At 69.7% G+C, this 18,242-nt stretch carries 17 protein-coding genes and 1 pseudogene; 6 read left to right on the top strand and 12 right to left on the bottom strand.

The window, feature by feature from the left end; genetic code table 11:
- Positions 1 to 23: 23 nt before the first annotated feature.
- Entirely contained in the window at positions 24 to 896 is an 873-nt protein-coding gene (gene ftsY / locus ACWA14_RS06815; protein ID WP_463797051.1) for a signal recognition particle-docking protein FtsY, read from the bottom strand.
- Positions 897 to 945: 49 nt separating this feature from the next.
- Entirely contained in the window at positions 946 to 4,491 is a 3,546-nt protein-coding gene (smc, locus tag ACWA14_RS06810; RefSeq protein WP_463797049.1) for a chromosome segregation protein SMC, read from the bottom strand.
- 325 nt (positions 4,492 to 4,816) lie between these two features.
- Here smc and ACWA14_RS06805 point away from each other — a divergent pair.
- From ACWA14_RS06805 to ACWA14_RS06790, 4 genes and pseudogenes are all read left to right on the top strand, one after another.
- Positions 4,817 to 4,960: pseudogene (locus ACWA14_RS06805) on the top strand (GNAT family N-acetyltransferase); the annotation flags it as partial.
- Between the two features lie 100 nt (positions 4,961 to 5,060).
- Positions 5,061 to 5,756, top strand: coding sequence for an ABC transporter ATP-binding protein (locus tag ACWA14_RS06800; RefSeq protein ID WP_463797046.1), 696 nt, complete (start codon positions 5,061 to 5,063; stop codon positions 5,754 to 5,756).
- Positions 5,753 to 7,066: an FtsX-like permease family protein gene (locus ACWA14_RS06795; protein ID WP_463797044.1), complete on the top strand. Its 1,314-nt coding sequence runs from the start codon at positions 5,753 to 5,755 to the stop codon at positions 7,064 to 7,066. The genes ACWA14_RS06800 and ACWA14_RS06795 overlap by 4 nt, the downstream gene beginning before the upstream one ends.
- On the top strand, positions 7,063 to 8,082 hold the full coding sequence (locus ACWA14_RS06790; RefSeq protein WP_463797042.1) for an endonuclease/exonuclease/phosphatase family protein: 1,020 nt from the start codon (positions 7,063 to 7,065) through the stop codon (positions 8,080 to 8,082). Before ACWA14_RS06795 ends, ACWA14_RS06790 begins: the two co-directional genes overlap by 4 nt.
- A gap of 14 nt (positions 8,083 to 8,096) precedes the next feature.
- Here ACWA14_RS06790 and mutM read toward each other — a convergent pair whose 3' ends face one another.
- From mutM to ACWA14_RS06760, 6 genes are all read right to left on the bottom strand, one after another.
- Positions 8,097 to 8,960, bottom strand: coding sequence for a bifunctional DNA-formamidopyrimidine glycosylase/DNA-(apurinic or apyrimidinic site) lyase (gene mutM, locus ACWA14_RS06785; RefSeq protein WP_463797040.1), 864 nt, complete (start codon positions 8,958 to 8,960; stop codon positions 8,097 to 8,099).
- On the bottom strand, positions 8,953 to 9,624 hold the full coding sequence (gene rnc / locus ACWA14_RS06780; RefSeq protein WP_463797037.1) for a ribonuclease III: 672 nt from the start codon (positions 9,622 to 9,624) through the stop codon (positions 8,953 to 8,955). The genes mutM and rnc overlap by 8 nt, the downstream gene beginning before the upstream one ends.
- A 37-nt stretch (positions 9,625 to 9,661) precedes the next feature.
- The gene (gene rpmF / locus ACWA14_RS06775; RefSeq protein WP_028502695.1) at positions 9,662 to 9,871 is read right to left on the bottom strand and encodes a 50S ribosomal protein L32; all 210 of its coding nucleotides are present in this window, start codon (positions 9,869 to 9,871) and stop codon (positions 9,662 to 9,664) included.
- 2 nt (positions 9,872 to 9,873) lie between these two features.
- Positions 9,874 to 10,368, bottom strand: coding sequence for a YceD family protein (locus ACWA14_RS06770; RefSeq protein WP_463797382.1), 495 nt, complete (start codon positions 10,366 to 10,368; stop codon positions 9,874 to 9,876).
- A 116-nt stretch (positions 10,369 to 10,484) separates the two neighbouring features.
- Entirely contained in the window at positions 10,485 to 10,982 is a 498-nt protein-coding gene (gene coaD, locus ACWA14_RS06765) for a pantetheine-phosphate adenylyltransferase (RefSeq protein WP_463797034.1), read from the bottom strand.
- A 51-nt stretch (positions 10,983 to 11,033) separates the two neighbouring features.
- Positions 11,034 to 13,208: an ATP-dependent DNA helicase RecG gene (locus ACWA14_RS06760; RefSeq protein ID WP_463797031.1), complete on the bottom strand. Its 2,175-nt coding sequence runs from the start codon at positions 13,206 to 13,208 to the stop codon at positions 11,034 to 11,036.
- 61 nt (positions 13,209 to 13,269) lie between these two features.
- Here ACWA14_RS06760 and rsmD point away from each other — a divergent pair, with 61 nt between their 5' ends.
- Positions 13,270 to 13,899, top strand: coding sequence for a 16S rRNA (guanine(966)-N(2))-methyltransferase RsmD (rsmD, locus tag ACWA14_RS06755; RefSeq protein WP_463797029.1), 630 nt, complete (start codon positions 13,270 to 13,272; stop codon positions 13,897 to 13,899).
- On the opposite strand, the gene thiL is transcribed toward rsmD, so the two are convergent.
- A complete protein-coding gene (thiL, locus tag ACWA14_RS06750) occupies positions 13,869 to 14,864 on the bottom strand; it encodes a thiamine-phosphate kinase (protein WP_463797027.1) in 996 nt (331 codons plus the stop codon). The genes rsmD and thiL overlap by 31 nt on opposite strands.
- Before the next feature lie 23 nt (positions 14,865 to 14,887).
- Here thiL and ACWA14_RS06745 point away from each other — a divergent pair, with 23 nt between their 5' ends.
- Positions 14,888 to 15,370 carry a DUF3515 family protein gene (locus ACWA14_RS06745; RefSeq protein WP_463797025.1) on the top strand — a complete coding sequence of 161 codons (483 nt, stop codon included), beginning with the start codon at positions 14,888 to 14,890 and terminating at the stop codon, positions 15,368 to 15,370.
- Positions 15,371 to 15,373: 3 nt separating this feature from the next.
- Here the strand turns inward: ACWA14_RS06745 and ACWA14_RS06740 are convergent, their stop codons facing one another.
- Genes ACWA14_RS06740 through ACWA14_RS06730 form a run of 3 tightly spaced genes read right to left on the bottom strand, consistent with a single transcriptional unit; the run spans position 15,374 to position 18,240 of the window.
- Positions 15,374 to 16,456, bottom strand: a complete 1,083-nt coding sequence (locus tag ACWA14_RS06740; RefSeq protein ID WP_463797022.1) for a D-alanine--D-alanine ligase family protein — start codon at positions 16,454 to 16,456, stop codon at positions 15,374 to 15,376.
- Complete coding sequence (locus tag ACWA14_RS06735) at positions 16,362 to 17,519, bottom strand: NAD(P)H-dependent glycerol-3-phosphate dehydrogenase (protein ID WP_463797019.1); 1,158 nt, start codon at positions 17,517 to 17,519, stop codon at positions 16,362 to 16,364. Before ACWA14_RS06735 ends, ACWA14_RS06740 begins: the two co-directional genes overlap by 95 nt.
- The gene (locus ACWA14_RS06730) at positions 17,485 to 18,240 is read right to left on the bottom strand and encodes a lysophospholipid acyltransferase family protein (RefSeq protein WP_463797017.1); all 756 of its coding nucleotides are present in this window, start codon (positions 18,238 to 18,240) and stop codon (positions 17,485 to 17,487) included. The genes ACWA14_RS06735 and ACWA14_RS06730 overlap by 35 nt, the downstream gene beginning before the upstream one ends.
- Between the last annotated feature and the right edge of the window lie 2 nt (positions 18,241 to 18,242).

The following is an 18,242-nucleotide window of genomic DNA, read 5'->3' as shown; positions in this document are numbered from 1 at the left end:
AGGTCGCGGCGGTAGTCCCGTGCTCAGCCGACGAGCGACTGCACGAAGACGTGGGGGGTGAAGCCGGTCAGATCGTCGATGCCCTCGCCCTGGCCGAGCAGCTTCACCGGGATGCCGGTGCGCTCCTGCACCGCCAGCACGAAGCCACCCTTGGCCGAGCCGTCGAGCTTGGTGATCACGAGACCGGTGACTCCGGCATGCTCGAGGAAGGACTCCGCCTGCAGCACTCCGTTCTGTCCCGTGGTCGCGTCCAGCACGAGAAGGACCTCGCTGATCGGCGCCTGCTTCTCGACGACGCGGCGGATCTTGCCGAGCTCATCCATGAGCCCGCCCTTCGTGTGCAGGCGTCCCGCCGTGTCGATGATCGCGATCTCGATGCCCTCGCGCTTGGCGTACTCGATGGTCTGGAAGGCGACGGAAGCCGGATCCTGGCCCTCCTGCTGCGGACGCACGATCGCCGCGCCTCCGCGCTGGGCCCAGGTGGCCAGCTGGTCGACGGCCGCCGCGCGGAACGTGTCGGCCGCACCGACCACGACGCTGCGCTGGAAGCCGCGGAGGAACTTCGTGAACTTGCCGATCGTGGTGGTCTTGCCGACGCCGTTGACCCCGACGACGAGCACGACGGCCGGACGCTCGGTCAGCTTGAGGGTGGTGTCGAACTTGGCGAAGTGCTCCTCGAGCGTCTCGCGCAGCATGCGCCGCAGGTCCTGCGGATCCGTGGTGCGGTAGCGCTCGACCTTCTCGCGCAACTCCTCGACGACGCGCTCGCTGATGTCGGGGCCGAAGTCCGCCGTGATCAACGCGGTCTCGAGGTCTTCCCACGTCGTCTCATCGATCGTGGGCTTGACGAACATGCCGCGCAGTGCGCGACCGAGGGACCAGGACTTCTCCGCCATCCCCCCAGCCTACGGGGCCGCTGCCGGTCCGCGGAGCAGAGGGCGTGCGTCAGCTCGCCGCGGCGGCCCGGTCGCCGACACGCTGACCGACCACCGCCGAGACGCCGTCCTGCCGCATCGAGACGCCGTAGAGCGCGTCCGCGATCTCCATGGTGCGCTTCTGATGCGTGATGACGAGCAGCTGCGAACTCTCACGCAACTGCTCGAACACCGTCAGAAGGCGCCCGAGATTCGCATCATCGAGGGCCGCCTCGACCTCGTCGAGGATGTAGAACGGGCTGGGACGCGCCTTGAAGATCGCCACCAGGAGCGCCACGGCCGCGAGGGAGCGCTCGCCACCCGAGAGCAGGGAGAGCCGCTCGATCTTCTTGCCGACCGGCCGCACCGACACCTCGATACCGGTGGTGAGCATGTTCTCGGGGTCGGTCAGCGAGATGCTCCCGGTTCCTCCGGGGAACAGCAGCGGGAAGACCTGCCCGAAGGCCTCCTTGGTGTCCTCGAACGCGCTGGCGAAGATGGTCTGCATGCGCTCGTCGAGGTCGGCGATGATCGTGAGCAGATCCTGGCGCGTCTGCGTGAGATCGGCCAGCTGCTCGGTCAGGAAGGCGTGGCGTTGCTCCAGCGCTGCGAACTCCTCGAGGGCGAGGGGATTCACGCGGCCGAGCTGAGCGAGCTTCCGCTCGGCGTCGGCGAGTCGACGCTGCTGGAGACGCCTGTCATACGGAATGGACGTATCGTCCAGCTCGTCGCCGCCGACCGGATCGACTCCGGGATCGCGAGGAACCCGCTGATCCGGACCATATTCCGCGACGAGGATATCCTCGTCGAGGGCGAGCTCAGAGGCCACACGCTCGAGCAGGCTGTGCAGGTGGAGCTTCTTCTCGTGGATTTGCAGTTCGAGCCCGTGCACGCTCTCCGTCAGACCTGCCAACCGCTCCCGCAGCGAGGTCTCCTGCGCACGGAGGGCCGTGAGTTCCTCGTTCTGCGCTGATCGCGCCGCTTCGGCTTCCGACAGCGCGACGCGCGCCTCCGTCACCGATCGGTCGAGCGAGTCCAGCACGCGGGGCAACTCCTGCGCGACGCCTGCGGCAGACTCGCGCTGGGCGCGTCGGATGACGGCCCGACGTGCGGACTCCGCGGCGGCGTCGCGCTCGTGCTCACGTTGACGCTCCAGCCCGACCACGCGCGCCTGCGCCGCGCGCACACGCTCCCGCAGAGTCTCGATCTCCAGCCGCGCCCTGACCTCGGTCTCGCGCGCCGACTCGAGCGCCTCGAGCAGGCCGTCGCGCGCCGACGCGTCCAGCACCGGACGTGGCGCCGCGACCGCATCCTCGACCGCGCTCCGGGTCGAGTCCGCCTTCGCCTCCGCGTCCGCCACGGCCGCCTGCGCCTGCGCGAGCCCGGCCTCCAGCCGCTCGCACTCCGCTGCGGCCGCTTCATGCTGGACCGTGATGCGGTTGACCTGCTCGGCGTGGGTCGCGAGCGCGGCATCGAGCTCACGCAGAGCGCGCAGCGAGTCCTTGGCGTGCCGGCGAGTCGTCTCGACCGCGTCGTCTGCTTCCGTGCGGGCCTCGCGCAGAGAGTCGACCACGACCTGGATCTCGGTCAGCCGCTCCACCGCCGCATCCCGCTCGGCGGCGAGCTCCAGACGCGAACGTTCGCCGCCCGAGCCGGTGCGCAGCGTCTGGGCCGTGATCACGTCGCCCCGCACCGTGACGATCGTGGTGGCGTCGTCTCCGGCAGCATCCAGTGCCGAGCGGGCGTCGCGAGCGGATTCGATGCTGTCGGCGATCAGTACGTGCGCCAGGATCCCCAGGACGCCGTCCGGTGCCGTCACGGTGTCGACGGCGGGCGTCACACCGGGGAGGGACGGGAGCGTGATGGGGGTGCGGATCGCATCGGCGACCACGAAGTCGACCACTCCCCTGCGCGCGTCGGCGGCGTCCTGAGCGAGCGCGAAGGCATCCGCGCCGGTGTCCACGAGCACCCCTTCTGCGAGGGGGCCGAGAACGGCGGCGACCGCAGCTTCGAAGCCGGCGCGCACCTGCACGGCATCCCCGACGAGTCCGCGCACGCCCTGTGCGCCGGACTTCACGATCTCGGCGGCACCGCCCGACACCGCCAGCGCGCTGCTCAGCGCCGCGGCCTTCGCGGTGAGGGAATCAGCCTCGCGCTCCGCGGCATGCAGCCGGTCCCGCAGCGACTCCCGTTCCGCTTCCGCAGCCGTCGCCGCTCGCTGGGCCGCCTCGTATGCGGCGGAATGCTCGGCGGCCGATCCCTCCGGCGCCTCCGCCCCGTCGATCGATTCCCGTGCCTCCGCGGCCGCGCGTCGACGCGCATCCGCGGCCTCGAGCGCGTTCTCCTGACGGAGCACGGCGCCGCGGACCGCAGCGAGAGCGGACGCGGCCGCATCCGCCGCGCCGCGAAGTGCTGTCACCCGCATGTCGTACTGGGAGACCAGGGCGCTCTGCTCCGCGATGTCGACGTCGAGGGTGTCGAGTTCCGCGCGCGCGAGTACGACCTCGCGACTGGCCGCTGCCGCCGCATCCTGCGCATCGCCGAGACCCGCCGCGATCGTGGTGATCTCGTCCTTCGCCTCATCGATCGTCGTCTGGGTCACGGTGATCGCGGTCACCGCCGCGTGGTCCTCGTCGGAACCCAGCAGCGCGAGCCGCTGGTTCGCCAGCGTGAAGAGCCCGCGCATGCGCTCCTGCACCTGTTCCAGACCGAAGGCCACGCTCCGCGCCTGATCCACCGCGACCGAATTCTGATCCTGTTCCAGTCGCGCGATCCCCGCCCGCACGGTGTCAGCCTGATCCGACAGCACGAGGCGCTCGGTGTGGCGTTCGTTCTCCGTTCGGGCATGATCCGCGAGCGCCGTCCGCAGCGCCACGACGTCGTCGGCGAAGATCCGGGCCTTGGCGTCGCGCACGACCGCTGCGATCGTCTGCGCCTCGCGGGCGATCTCCGCCTGGCGTCCGAGCGGCTTCAGCTGGCGACGGATCTCACCGGCGAGATCACTGAGACGGGTGAGGTTCGTCTCCATCGCGTCGAGCTTGCGGAGGGTCTTCTCCTTGCGTCGACGATGCTTGAGGATGCCAGCCGCTTCCTCGATGAAGCCGCGCCGGTCCTCCGGCGATGCCTGCAGCACGGTGTCGAGCCGCCCCTGACCGACGATCACATGCATCTCTCGACCGAGTCCGGAATCACTCAGGAGCTCCTGCACATCGAGCAGCCGGCAGTTCTCGCCGTTGATCGCGTATTCGCTGGAACCGCTGCGGAACAGCGTGCGGCTGATCGTGACCTCGGCATAGTCGATCGGAAGCGCGCCATCGGCGTTGTCGATCGTCAGCTGCACCTCCGCGCGTCCGAGCGGCCCCCGCGTGGAGGTGCCCGCGAAGATGACGTCTTCCATCTTGCCGCCGCGGAGTGACTTCGCACCCTGCTCGCCCATCACCCACGCGAGTCCGTCGACGACGTTGGACTTGCCGGACCCGTTCGGTCCCACGATGCAGGTGACGCCCGGTTCGAACACGAAACTCGTCGGCTGCGCGAACGACTTGAAGCCCTTGAGCGTCAGGCTCTTCAGATGCATGCGGGCACCGCTCGTCCGGGAAGAATCACGGCCATACGCTACCGGAATCCCGCGCCAGCGCTGGCATCCCGCGCGGGCGGGGGATGATCCCGACTCCGGTACGACACGCCGAGGATCGGAACGAATGCTTGACGTCTCCTGTGAACCCTCGCTACGGTGGGCCACCGGATCGCCACACGAAAGGAGGTTACCGATGATCACTCAGCTCGACGCTCAGGCCACAGGCCTTGCCGCGCACGCATTCTCTGCGCCGCGCCTCGCGCACTCGGTAGCCGCCGGCATCCGTTTCCGCGCGATCGGATAGCAGCGCTCTGCGCGACCTCCGCTCCTGCGGTGGCGGGAGGCCGCGCCGCTGTCCCCGCGGGTGTCGACGTTCAACGCCGAGGAGAACCGGCCCATGCTCGCCATCAACGAAGCCCTCGGGTTCCGTGCGGTGTCGTACGGCGCGGCCTGGCAGAAGAGAGCGTAGGGTTCGCGGCCCCGAACTCATCCCTCGGGATGACGTTCGGGGCCGCACCTTCATCCATGCGAGCGACGACGAGGCGGCGACGAGTGGGAAGGCTGGAGGCATGAACATCCCCGTCATCGAAGCCCACGCCCTCTCCAAGCACTTCGGCACGACCCGCGCTCTCGCGGGGGTCGACCTCGCGTTCGCACGCGGCGAATCCGTGGCGATCATGGGAGCGTCCGGCTCCGGCAAGACGACTCTCCTGCACGTTCTCGCCGGGATCACCGCACCCGACGCCGGGAGCGTGACCTTCCGCCCCGCCCAGGGAGCGCCGATCGAGGTGACCGAGCTGGGCGAGTCCGGTCGCTCCCGCCTGCGACGTGAACGCTTCGGCTTCGTCTTCCAGCAGGGGCTGCTGATCCCGGAGCTCACCGCCGTCGAGAACGTCGCCCTCGCCAGCATGATCAACGGCGTCGCCCGAAGAGATGCGCTCCCCCACGCGGCCGCCTGGCTCGCGGCCCTGGGATTGGCAGGGATGGAGGATCGCCGCATCGGTGAACTCTCCGGTGGACAGGCGCAGCGTGTCGCGATCGCGCGCGCGCAGGCGACCGGGGCCGAGCTCATCTTCGCGGACGAGCCCACGGGAGCCCTCGACTCGCGGACCTCCGACGAGGTCATGGACGCCCTGCTCTGGTCCACGACCGCACAGGGACGCACGCTCATCGTCGTGACGCACGATGCCGAGGTCGCGGCACGGTGCACGCGCACCGTCGCCGTGCGCGACGGCCGTGTCATCTCCTCTTCGGTGGCCGCATGAACCGGCACGTGCTGAGGATGCTGCTGCGACCCGGCAACGGTGATCGAAGTGTCGTCGTCCTGCCCGTCATCGCGTTCGGAGTCGTGACGACGCTCGTGCTCACCGTCGTCGGCGGTGCACAGTCGTTCTGGACATGGACCGACGAGATGGCCCCGATCTATCAGGCGCTCGCCGCGATCGCCCTCGTCCTGCTGGTGGTGCCGCTGGCATCGCTCGGCGGAGCCGCCGCCCGCCTGTCCGCCCGCCGCCGCGACGACCGGCTGTCGACCCTCCGACTGCTCGGGGTCTCCCCTGCCGGCGTGACGACAGCCACCGTGACCGAATCCGTGCTCCTCTCCGGTGGCGGTGCACTGCTCGGTCTGCTCGGCTCTCTCGCCCTCAGCCCATTGATCGCCCTGATCCCCTTCCGCGGGGAGCCGTTGGGGCTCGACGGCGTCCTGCTGCCACCGTGGACGGTTGCCGCCGTGATCCTCGGGGTCCTCGCACTCGCGGCCGTCAGCGCGATGATCGGCCTGCGCCAGGTCGTCGTCTCACCGCTCGGTGTTCGCATGCGCACCACGGTCTCGAAAGTGCACTGGGTTCGGGCGGTGATCGCGGTCGGAGTCCTCGCGATCTCGTTCGCACTGGTCTCGGTCTTCCCGGGGATGGCCGGGTTCGTCGCCACCGTCGTCGTGCTCTCGGGCCTCTTCGCGGGCGCCCTCGCCGTGCTCAATCTGGTCGGTCCCTGGGTGCTGGGGGTGACGGCATCGGGACAGCTCCGACGCGCCGAGCGACCGGACCGCCTCCTCGCCGCGCGTCTCGTCCTCGACTCTCCGAAAGCCGCGTGGCGTCAGATCGGTGGAATCGCCATGGCGAGCTTCATCGCAGTGTTCGCCGGAACCGGCGTCTCGCTTCTGAACGTGATGGGGGCGTCCGACGCCGACGCCACGCTCGCCACGGACATGCGCACCGGCCTCATCATCACCCTGATCGGCTCGTTCCTCATGGTGGCGGCGTCGGTCGGCGTGAATCAGGCATCCGACGTGCTCGATCGGCGAGAGCTGCACCGCAGCCTGCACCACCTGGGGATGCCGCTCGACACTGTCGACCGGGCCAGACGGCGGGCCATCATGTCGCCGCTGCTGATCACGGCGCTGGGCTCGGCCGTGTGTGCCGCCGTGCTCGTCTTCCCCTTGATGGGTATGGCCGTGATCACCGCGCCCGCATCTCTCCTCACGATCGCGTTGGTGGTGGGGCTCGGAATCGCCATCGTCTGGCTCACCACCCGGGCGACGCGGCCGCTGCTCGCGCGATCGTTCAGCGCCGCATGAGCCGTGCCGAGCGTGCGCCGACACGTCCCCGCCGTCTCATCGGATTCTTCGTCTCACTGGCCATCGGCCTGCCGCTGGCGGTGCTGTTCTCCTGGCCGCAGGCATTCGGGGCGCAGCGTGCGCCGGTGATCGCGCAGCTGATCTCCTTCCGGGCACCACTCGCCCTCGGACTCGCGGTGGTCGCCGTCATCGCAGGGATCATCGCCCTGCTCAGGCATCGCTGGGGCGTGGCCGCGGCGATGGCGATGGTGCTCAGCATGACCGCTGCTGGCAACGGGGCCGTGCTGCTGCAGCGTGGTTCGAGCGCCGAACTCCCGGAGGGCGATCTGACCGTCGTGGCCTGGAACACCCAAGGCGGCGCCACCTCGCCCGCCGACGTCGCGCGCCTCGTGCTCGACGTCGAAGCCGACATCGTGAGCCTTCCCGAGACGGATGAGCACGCCGCGGCGGAGATCGTACGAATCCTGGCCGCAGGTGGCGTGCGGATGGCGCCCGACACGACGCGCGCGGACAACGACTATTCGGGTATCCCGACCTCGGTGCTCATCGCCGAGGCACTCGGCGAGTATCGCATCGACACCGCTGCCGGGTCGACACCGGGACTGCCGAGCGCGGTGTGGCGCCCGGTCGAGAGCACCGGACCCACCGTCGTCGCGGCACATCCCCTTCCGCCCCTGTTCGCGCACATGGAGGACTGGGATGCGGGTCTCCGCTGGATCGCCTCGATCTGCGATGCACCGGATGTGATCGTCGCCGGCGACCTCAACGCGACAGTAGACCACATGTCCGGACTCGGCGTCGACGGCGCCCTGATCGGCGGATGTGACGACGCCGCTCTCGCCGCGGGTGACGGCGCAACCGGGACCTGGCCCTCCGCTGCTCCGACCTGGGCAGCGGCGCCGATCGACCACGTGCTGATCGGTTCTGCCTGGGCGGCGCGCGGCGCGCGCGTCATCACCTCGTTCGACGCCGGGAGCGACCATCGCGCGATCGTCACCGTGCTCGACGAACGATGAGGTCGGTCAGAGTGTCAGCGCCGACGCTGACAGCGGGGGCAGAAGTGGCTCGACCGGTTCATGAACGCTTCGCGGCGGATCGGCGTGCCGCAGCGGGCGCACGGCTGCCCCCCGCGTCCGTACGCGTTCAGCGAGTGCGCGAAGTAGCCGGCCTGTCCGTTGACGTTCACGTATTGCGCATCGAAGCTCGTGCCCCCTTCGGCGAGGGCCTTCGCGAGCACGGCGCGGACCTCGGTCAGCAGCCGTCTCACCGCCTGCGTCGACAGCAGATCGGCCCGTGTCTCGGGGTGGATGCGTGCCGCCCAGAGCGACTCGTCGGCGTAGATGTTGCCGATACCGCTGACCAGGTTCTGGTCGAGCAGCACGCGTTTGACGGCGCTCTTGCGTCGCGCCAGCGCCCGGCGGAACCCGGCGTCGTCGAACAGCGGGTCCAGGAGATCCCGCGCGATGTGGCGCACCTGGGACGGGATGAGGGTCGGGCCGTCGAGGATCAGCGGGTCGACGGCAAGCGAGCCGAAAGTGCGCTGATCCGCGAACACGACCGCGAGCTCCCCGTGGATCGGGTGCTCCAGATGGATCCGCACCCGCTCGTGACGCTCGGACGCGGCATCGGGCGAGCGGAGCAGCATCTGCCCGCTCATCCCCAGGTGCGCGATCAGCGCGGTGTCGCTCGCAGCCAGCGGCAGCCAGAGGAACTTGCCGCGTCGTTCGGCTCCCGCGACCGTGTGTCCCTCGAGGCGGGCGACGAAATCGGCCGCACCCGCGGGATGCCGGGTGAGCGCCCGTTCGTCGAACACGCTCACCGCGGTGATCAGAGAGCCGATCGCCGCCGGCGCGAGACCCGCGCGGACGACCTCGACCTCGGGAAGCTCAGGCACTCTCGCTGAGCATGCGCCAGGCGCTGAGGGCCGCAGCCATCTCCGCCGTCTTCTTGCTGCTGCCGACACCACGCATGCTGACGTCGCCCACGATCACCGTCGCCGTGAAACGGCGATCGTGATCCGGTCCGCTCGCCTCGATGAGGTACTGCGGCGGGGTCGCGCCGACGCGTGCGGCGAGTTCCTGCAGACTCGTCTTGGGATCCATCGCCGCGCCGTAGCGCTCGGGGTCGGCGAGCAGAGGAGCGGTGAGACGGAGCACGAGCTCGGTCGCCGCCTCCGGGCCTGCCGACAGGTACGTCGCACCGATCACGGCTTCCATCGTGTCGGCGAGGATCGAATCCTTGTCGCGCCCGCCGGTCTGCTCTTCGCCACGCCCGAGCCGCAGGTGACTGCCGAGGTCGATGCCTCGCGCCACCTCGGCGAGAGCCACTGTCGAGACGACACTCGCGCGTCGCTTCGCCAACTGGCCCTCCGAGAGATCGGGGTGCGTCGTGAACAGCATCACCGTCACGGCTTGACCGAGGACGGAGTCGCCCAGGAACTCGAGGCGCTCGTTGTGCGGGATCGCGCCGTTCTCGTAGGCGTACGAGCGATGGGTGAGCGCCAACTCCAGAAGCTCCGCGTCGATGTCGACGCGGAGCTTATCTGGGAGAGGTCGCATCCCCCCGGGGACCTCCGTCACGATCGTTGTTCGTGACTCAGACGTCGGCGACCTTGCGGCCCTTGTACTCCAGGAACAGCTCGGTGCCCTGCGAGTCGGTGACGACCTTCGCCTGGTGGGGACGGCTGTAGACGACCTGGCCGTTCTCGATGGTCTTGACGAGAGCGATGGGTGCCGCCTTCCACTGCGCGCGGCGCGAGCGGGTGTTCGAACGGGATACCTTGCGCTTCGGGGGGTTACCAGCCATGACTAGCTCTCTTCTTTCTCGGCGGCACGCGATTCTTCCGCGCCGTCTTGGTCTGTGATGTGTTGGAGCGCGCTCCACCGAGGATCGATGGGAGCCACCTGCTCCGTTCCGGTGCTCACGGCCAGTCGTTCACCCGTTTTCGGGTCGAGACCCGGGCAATCCGGCTGGCACACCGGCTGAAAAGGAAGCGCCAAAACTAGCGCATCCCTGACGAGAGTTTCAAGATCCACGTGGTCGTCTTGAACCTCGAAGTCAGTTTCTTCCTCACCAGGATACGCGAAAAGCTCCTGGAACTCGACTTCGACGGGCCGGACGATGTCGATCAGGCATCTGCCGCAGACGCCGACGTACTCGCCATCGGCCGCGCCGGTCACGAGAATCCCCTCGTGAACAGACTCGAGACGCACGTCGAGATCGATCTCGGAACCTGCCTCGAGGGAGACGATGCCCTCGCCCCAGGTTTCCTTGAGCGCCACGGAGAATGCGTGCTCACGCATCTCGCCCGGGCGCCGGACGATGTCACGGGCGGGGAGGATGAAGGGGCCGTTCAGTCGGGAGCGCACTGTTCAATGTTACCGGCTCCCCCTGAACGTGGGTTCAGACGAGGCGTCGCTCAGATGCCGCGGGCGCCCGTGTCCAGGAAGGACGCGACCGCCTCGGGGACGAACGGCGACACGTCTCCGCCCAGCGACGCGACCTGACGCACGAGAGAGCTCGAGACCATCGCGTGCGACGGATCGGGCAGCAGGAACACGGTCTCGATGTCGGCGAGGTGGCGGTTCACGATCGCCATCGGCGACTCGTAGGCCACATCCATCTGCGAGCGGATGCCCTTCACGAGCACTCCCGCGCCCACGTCGCGGGCATAGTCGACGAGGAGCCCCATGCTCCACGACCCGATCACGATGTTCCCGGCCATGCCGTCATCGGCGATCGAACGCTCCAGCAGTGCCAGCCGCTGGGCGATCGGCAACATGGCCTCTTTCCCCGGGTTGTGCACGACCAGCACGTGAAGCTCGTCGAACAGACTCGCGGCTCTGCGGATGACATCGAGATGGCCCAGCGTGGGCGGATCGAAGGAACCCGGGACGACGGCGATCCGACTGCTCATGATTCCAGCCTAGGGCACGGGCCGAGGGGATCGACGAGCGGGACCCGAGCGTCAGTTCTTCGCGAGCGCCGCACGATCGGCCTCGCTGACCCGCCGACCGATCACCTCGCGGAGACCGGGGTGCTCGGCCAGTTCGGGGTCGTGCGTGAGGATCGCCTCGGCGATGTCGCGTGCGCTCGCGATCAGCCCGGCGTCCTTGACCACGCGCAGCAGCCGGAGCGACGAGCGCACTCCCGCCTGTGCGGCTCCCAGCACGTCGCCCTCGCCGCGGAGTTCGAGATCGACCTCCGCCAGCGCGAAACCGTCGAGGGTGGCCGCCACCGCATCGACCCGCTCGCGGGCGAGGGTCTCGGCCTCCGCCTCGGTCACGAGCAGACACAGCCCCGGCACGCCGCCGCGCCCGACACGTCCACGGAGCTGATGCAGCTGGGAGACGCCGAAGCGGTCGGCGTCGAGCACGATCATGGTCGAGGCGTTCGGTACGTCGACACCCACCTCGATCACCGTCGTCGCCAGAAGCAGGTCGATCTCCCCGCGCGCGAAGGCCTGCATCACGGCATCCTTCTCGTCGGAGGGCATCTTGCCGTGCAGCACGGCGCGGCGCAGACCGCCGAGGATCGGATGCGTCGCGAGCACCTCATCGAGTTGCACGACCCCCCACCGCGGACCGCTCGCACCCTCGGGCGGCGGCGCCGACGGTTCGGTCCCGTCCGTCGTCTTCGTCGTGGTGTCGATCGCCGCGCACACCGCGAAGACCTGCCGCCCCTGTGCGATCTCCTCCGCGGCACGTTCCCAGACGCGGTTGAACCAGCCGGGATGCTCGGCCAGCGGCGCCACGAAGGTCTGGATGCCGGCCCGCCCGGCGGGCATGGTGCGGATCACCGAGGTGTCGAGGTCTCCGAAGACCGTCATCGCGACCGTGCGGGGAATCGGGGTGGCCGTGAGCACGAGCGCGTGGGGACTGGACCCCTTCGCGCGGAGGGCCTCACGCTGCTCGACACCGAACCGGTGCTGCTCGTCGACGACCACGAGCCCGAGATCGGCGAACGTGGTCTTCTCCCCCAGGAGAGCGTGCGTGCCGACCACGATCAGCGCCTGCCCGGACGCCACCCGCAGTGCGGCCTTGCGTCGTTCCGCGGCCGGCATCTGCCCCGTCAGCAGCGTCGGCATGACGAGCGGCGCCAGCTGCGGGCCGAGCATCTTGGCGATCGAGCGGAGGTGCTGGCCCGCGAGAACCTCGGTGGGGGCGATCAGCGCGGCCTGCCCTCCGCTCTCTGCCACCTGGAGCATGGCGCGCAGCGCGACGAGCGTCTTGCCGGAGCCGACCTCTCCCTGCACGAGTCGGTTCATCGGCCAGGCGCCGACGAGGTCATCGGCGATCTGCGCGCCGACGGTCTGCTGATCCGGCGTGAGCGTGTACGGAAGCGTCGCGTCGAATCGCTCGAGGAGACCGCCCGGGGACGCTCGGCGCGCCGTGGCCGACAGCGCCCGCACGGCGGCGCGCTGCTGGAGCAGAGCGGTCTGCAGCGTCAGCGCCTCATGCATCCGGAGAGTGCGCACGGCGGGATCGATGTCGTTCTTGGTGCGCGGGCGGTGGATCTGCTCCAGCGCGACCGAGGCGGTCAGGAGTTCCTCCTTCTGCCGCACCTGCTCCGGGACCGGGTCGGGGACCTCCGCGAGATCGTCGAGCACACGACCGATGAGACGCGCGATCTGCCAGGTCTGCAGCGTGGACGTCGCCGGGTAGATCGGGATCGGGACCGCCGCGCGGGCATCGGCGCGTCGCCGTGCGGAATCCTCGTCGTCGAACAGCTCGTACTCGGGGTGCGCGAACTGGGTGACGTTGTTGAACATGCCCACCTTGCCGGAGAACACCCCGCGGCGACCCACGGCGAGATCCTTCGACCGCCACTCCGCGGCGCCGATGTTCTTGGCGAAGAAGGTCAGGGACATGCGTCCGATGCCGTCGCCGATGACGACGTCGACCATCGCCCCCGGCTTGTTGCGCATGCGTCGGAAGCTGGAGGAGAGCACCTCCGCGACGATGGTGACCGTCTCCCCGAGGGGGAGATCGCGGATCGGTGTGAGCTCTCCCGGATCGGCATAGCGGCGGGGATAGTGCGCCAGCAGGTCGCCGACGGAACTCATGCCGAACGCGCGATCGAGCGACTTGGCCGACGCCGCCCCGAGGGCCTCCTCGAGCGACGAATCCAGCGTGAGCGACATGCTCCGAGTCTAGAGAACGCCGCGGACACCCCCGTCGCGCGCCGGTCGGTATCGTGTTCGGGTGACCAGGATCATCTCCGGGCGCGCCGGTGGTGCGCGACTCGACGTCCCCCCGACCGGCACCCGTCCGACGAGCGACCGTGTCCGGGAGTCGCTGTTCGGTGCGCTCGACGCGGCGGACGCGATCGCGGGCGCACGGGTGCTCGACCTCTACGCCGGATCCGGGGCTCTGGGTCTGGAAGCCCTCAGCCGCGGCGCCGCGAGCCTCGATCTGACGGAGAGCGGCCGAGCCGCGGCGGCGATCATCCGGAAGAACGCCGCCACGATCCGGCGCGCCGGCATCGATGCCCCGACCCGCGTGCACGAGAGTTCGGTCCGCGCCTACCTCCAGCGCGCCGTGGGACCGTTCGATCTCGTCTTCACGGACCCGCCCTACGACATCGGCGACGCCGCCATGGACGAAGACCTACGGATGCTGTCGCCGCTGCTCGCGCCCGACGCGATCGTGATCGTGGAACGCGCGAAGCGGTCGACCGCCCCGGACCTCGCCGGGGCCGGACTGGACCTGGTCCGGGAGAGGAACTACGGAGACACCACGCTCTGGTGGGCCGCTCCGTCCGAGGCGGACACCGCCGAGGCGGCGGACTCGAAGGCGACGGGTCAGCCGGACGCGGAATCCCAGTCGCGGTAGGGATCCCAGCCCGTCACATCGACGGGGATGTCGTCGCACAGCAGCGGGGCCTCACCCTGGGTCCGGACCTCGCCGATCACGCGGAACCCTGGTGGAAGGATCCCCGTCGGGAAGGTCGCCAGCAGCGCGTGGTCCTCACCACCGGCGAGAGCAAGATCGGGGTCAGCGCCGAGGGCGGCCCGGTCGAGGGCGATCGTGACGCCCGACGCCGCGGCGAGCCGGCGAGCATCCAGCGCGAGCCCGTCCGAGACGTCCATCATGGCGGTCGCGCCCGCGGTGGCCGCCACGGGACCGAGTCCGATCGGCGGCGAGGGGCGCAGCTGCGCGGACAGCGCGGCGCGCTCCCCCGATTCGAGTCTCGCCGGGTCGACCGGCACCGGAACGTCGCCGTCGGTGAAACGCCCGAACAGGATCGAGAGACCGCGCGCGGCGTGTCCGAGCTCTCCCGCCACCGCCACGGTGTCGCCGGGGCGCGCACCACTGCGCAGCACGGCGCGGCGTCCGCCGAGATCGCCCAGCGCCGTCACGGCGACCGTGAGCACGTCGGAGGTCGTCAGATCCCCACCGACCACCGCGCACCCGGGCGCGAGCGCCGCGCAGGCCTCCCGGAAGCCGTCCGACAGCCGCTCGACGAACGAGAGCCGCAGATCGCGCGGTACGGCGAGAGCCACGAGCAGAGCCGTGGGGGTGGCGCCCATCGCGGCCACATCGGCGAGATTGACCGCAGCGGATTTCCAACCCAGGTCGTAGCCGCTCGACCAGGCGAGCCGGAAGTCGGGTCCGTGCACGAGGGTGTCCGTGGTGGCGACGACGGTCCCCGAGGGCGCCGCGATGACCGCCGCATCGTCTCCGGGGCCGATGATGGCGTGCGACGCCGGCACCATGCGGGACAGGATCGCCTCGAGGATGCGGCCTTCGGACAGGTCGCCCAGGCGCGGATCATCGGCATCGGGTCGGGAGGACATGGTGTCAAAGGTAGCCTGGAAGCATGTCCCCTCTCCGCCGCCTCGCAGCCGCTGCCGGTGCGGTGATCGCGGTCGCCTTCCTGTCCGGCTGTTCCCAGACCGTGCACCTCGAACCCGCTGCCGCGGCGAACGATCCCGGCTGCGCCTCGGTGTCCGTGCTGCTCCCGGACACGGTCGGAGGGTTCGACCGCGTGTGGACCGACGCCCAGGCGACCGGTGCGTGGGGAGATCCCACCATCGTCCTGCGCTGCGGTGTCGAGCCGCCCGCACCGTCCGCCCTGGTGTGCACCACGCTGGGCGGCGTCGACTGGCTCGTCCTCGATCAGGAGGACACCCGGCAGCGCCTGGTCACCTACGGGCGCGACCCCGCCGTCGAGGTCAACATCCGTCGCGGCGAGGAGATCGACTTCGCCACCGTGGTCGACGCGCTCTCCTCGAGCATCCAGCCGGGCCTCGCGCCCGCGACGGCGAAGTGCACGGATCGCGTCGAGACCCCCGCGAGCTGACGGTCAGCGGCGGAGGCCGGCCTCGATCAGCTCGGAGATCAGTTCGCCGTAGCTGAGCCCCGAAGCCACCCAGCACTTGGGGAACATCGAGATCGGAGTGAACCCCGGCATCGTGTTCAGCTCGTTCACCACGAGGCCGCCGTCAGGCAGCAGGAACATGTCCACACGGGCGAGACCGCGCCCGTCGACCGCCTCGAACGCGCGGATGCCCGCGTCCTGGATCGCGGCCAGCTCCGCCTCGGTGAGCTCCGCCGGGCAGACCACGTCGACACCGTCACCGCCGAGATACTTGCCCTCGAAGTCGTAGAACCCCCGCGACGTGAGCACGATCTCCCCCGGAAGCGAGGCGCGCGTGCCGTCGGCTCCCTCCAGAACGGCGACCTCGATCTCCCGCCCCGTCACACCGGCCTCGATCAGCACTTTGTCGTCCTCCGCGAAGGCGACGAGGAGTGCGGCGTCGAGTTCCTCCGCGGCCTCGACCTTCGAGACGCCGACGCTGGAGCCGGCACGAGCCGGCTTGACGAACAGCGGCAGCCCGAGCTCGGACGCGGCCGTGCGGACAGCACCGGCATCCCGGTCCCAGTCGCGACGGCGCACCGTCACCGACGGAGCGACCGCGAGCCCGGCGGCCTGCAGGGCGATCTTCATGAAGTGCTTGTCCATGCAGAGGGCCGAATCGAGCACGCCTCCCCCGGCGTACGGCACCTCGAGCGTGTCGAAGTACCCCTGGATCGTGCCGTCCTCGCCGTGCGGACCATGCAGGATCGGCAGGACGATGTCGATCTCGCCGAGATCGGTCACGGCACCGTCGGTCTGCACCACGCGGAGCGTGCGGTCGCCGCCGGGCTCCGGCCAGCGCACGCGGGTGCCGTTGTCCACGACCTCCGGCAGGTGCTCGGCGTCGAGGGGGAACTTGGCGGGCTCGTCGTCCTCGAGGACGAAGGCCCCCTCCCGTGTGATCCCGACGGGAATCACGTCGTACCGCGCGCGATCAATCGCGCCGAGCACGCCCCCCGCCGTGGCGGAACTGATCGAATGCTCGCTGGAGCGTCCTCCGAAGAGCACCACCACCGTCTGCTTGTCCATGGTTGGTCCTCTCACCCTGGGGGGTGTCGTCGTCCGTCGTCAGGTGGGGTGCGATGTCGCGGGGGTCCATCTTCCCGTCGAGCACCATCTTCACCTGTTCGACGATGGGCATGTCCACCTCGGATTCGCGCGCGAGCTGCAGGATCGGCGCGACGGACGCGAGACCCTCGGCCGTCTGCTGCATCTGCTTCACGACATCCTGGAAGCTGTATCCCTGTCCGAGCAGGCGCCCGGCGGTGTTGTTGCGGCTGAGCGGAGACTGGCACGTCGCGATCAGGTCGCCGAGACCCGCGAGGCCCTGCAGGGTCTCCGGGTGGGCGCCGTTGGCCACCGCGAAGTCGGTCATCTCGACCAGCCCGCGCGTGATGATCGAGGCCTTGGTGTTCTCGCCGTAGCCGACGCCGTCGACGATGCCGATCGCGACGGCGATCAGGTTCTTGAGCACGCCGCCGAACTCGGTGCCGATCACGTCGGTGTTGACGAACGTCCGGAAGTAGCTGTTGCGGGCCGCGCGCGCGACGATGTCGGCCGTCTCCTGACTCCGCGAGGAGATCACGGCCGCGGTCGGCTGCTCACGGGCGATCTCGAGCGCCAGATTCGGCCCGGAGGCGACGGCGATGCGATCGGGATCGCAACGAAGCTCCTGCTGGATCACCTGGCTCATGCGCAGCCCGGTGGAGCGCTCGACGCCCTTCATGAGACTGACGATCTTCGCGTCGCTCTCGGCCAGGAGCGGGCGCAGCGCCTTGAGGTTCTCGCGCAGCGACTGGCTCGGCACCGAGAGGTACACCTGCTCGGCGCCGTGCAGCGCCGTGGCGAGCTCATGGGTGGCCGCCATCGATCGCGGAAGATTGATGCCCGGCAGGTACCGCGAGTTGCGCTTGGCTTCGTCGATCTCATGGGCGAGCTCGGCGCGGCGGGCCCACATCGTGACCTGAGCGCCGCCGTCGGCGAGGATCTTGCCGAATGTGGTGCCCCAGCTGCCGGCGCCGATGACGGCGACGCGCGGGCCCGTCGGGGTGGTTCTCCTAGGAGTCAAGGCGACCCGTCTCCTTCTGTCCATGCGTCGACGGGTTCCATCGTTCGGCGGGAGCCTTCTCGTCGCGGAGCTGCTCGAGCAGCTTCGTGATCGCGTCCATGAGCCTCGCGGTCGCCTCGGTCAGCGCAGCCGGCTCCCCCGCTCGCGCTCGCAGATCGGAGACGTCGACCGGGTCGCCGATCAGCACGCGCACGGGCTTGCGGAGCGGCCAGAGACTCAGACCCTTCTGGTAGCGCCCCATGATCTCCTGAGTTCCCCACTGGGCCATGGGGATCAGCGGGATGCCGTCGGCCAGTGCGAGCCGCACCGCGCCGGACTTCCCCCGCATCGGCCACAGCTCGGGGTCGCGCGTCAGCGTGCCCTCCGGGTACACGATCACCCCGCGGCCGTGCTCCACCAGCGCCGCGGACTGCGCCATGGTCTGCTTCGCCGAGGCGGCGGACGAGGTGCGCGCCACCGGGATCATCCCGGTGCGCTTCAGCACCCAGCCGAGGACCGGAACTCGGAACAGGCTCTCCTTCGCCATGAACCGCGGAGCACGACCGATGCGCCACACGGCCAGAGCCACGACGAGCGGGTCGAACTCGGAGTAGTGGTTCGGCGCGAGCACGAACGACCCCTCACGGGGGAGCTTCTCCGCGCCGGAGACGCGCACCTTGGCGAGCAGGGAGATCAACGGCACCGCGATCGCGGCGAGTGGCCAGAAGACGCTCGGTCGAGTCGTCTCCGGAGACCGGGCACGCATGC

The sequence above is a fragment of the Microbacterium sp. TW_SC_2 genome (assembly GCF_055361165.1).
Note: the sequence above shows the minus strand (reverse complement) of the source record. Positions and strands in the feature narration are given on the sequence as shown.

What these genes read in the sequence shown, in the direction of transcription:
- ACWA14_RS06790 (WP_463797042.1), top strand. Translation starts at nt 7,063, where the DNA reads ATGAGCCGTGCCGAGCGTGCGCCGACACGTCCCCGCCGTCTCATCGGA.
- thiL (WP_463797027.1), bottom strand. Translation starts at nt 14,864, where the DNA reads ATGTCCTCCCGACCCGATGCCGATGATCCGCGCCTGGGCGACCTGTCC.
- ACWA14_RS06745 (WP_463797025.1), top strand. Translation starts at nt 14,888, where the DNA reads ATGTCCCCTCTCCGCCGCCTCGCAGCCGCTGCCGGTGCGGTGATCGCG.
- ACWA14_RS06800 (WP_463797046.1), top strand. Translation starts at nt 5,061, where the DNA reads ATGAACATCCCCGTCATCGAAGCCCACGCCCTCTCCAAGCACTTCGGC.
- ACWA14_RS06730 (WP_463797017.1), bottom strand. Translation starts at nt 18,240, where the DNA reads ATGCGTGCCCGGTCTCCGGAGACGACTCGACCGAGCGTCTTCTGGCCA.
- ACWA14_RS06735 (WP_463797019.1), bottom strand. Translation starts at nt 17,519, where the DNA reads ATGGACAGAAGGAGACGGGTCGCCTTGACTCCTAGGAGAACCACCCCG.
- rnc (WP_463797037.1), bottom strand. Translation starts at nt 9,624, where the DNA reads ATGCGACCTCTCCCAGATAAGCTCCGCGTCGACATCGACGCGGAGCTT.
- ACWA14_RS06760 (WP_463797031.1), bottom strand. Translation starts at nt 13,208, where the DNA reads ATGTCGCTCACGCTGGATTCGTCGCTCGAGGAGGCCCTCGGGGCGGCG.
- smc (WP_463797049.1), bottom strand. Translation starts at nt 4,491, where the DNA reads ATGCATCTGAAGAGCCTGACGCTCAAGGGCTTCAAGTCGTTCGCGCAG.
- rpmF (WP_028502695.1), bottom strand. Translation starts at nt 9,871, where the DNA reads ATGGCTGGTAACCCCCCGAAGCGCAAGGTATCCCGTTCGAACACCCGC.
- ACWA14_RS06740 (WP_463797022.1), bottom strand. Translation starts at nt 16,456, where the DNA reads ATGGACAAGCAGACGGTGGTGGTGCTCTTCGGAGGACGCTCCAGCGAG.
- ftsY (WP_463797051.1), bottom strand. Translation starts at nt 896, where the DNA reads ATGGCGGAGAAGTCCTGGTCCCTCGGTCGCGCACTGCGCGGCATGTTC.
- ACWA14_RS06770 (WP_463797382.1), bottom strand. Translation starts at nt 10,368, where the DNA reads ATGCGTGAGCACGCATTCTCCGTGGCGCTCAAGGAAACCTGGGGCGAG.
- ACWA14_RS06795 (WP_463797044.1), top strand. Translation starts at nt 5,753, where the DNA reads ATGAACCGGCACGTGCTGAGGATGCTGCTGCGACCCGGCAACGGTGAT.
- coaD (WP_463797034.1), bottom strand. Translation starts at nt 10,982, where the DNA reads ATGAGCAGTCGGATCGCCGTCGTCCCGGGTTCCTTCGATCCGCCCACG.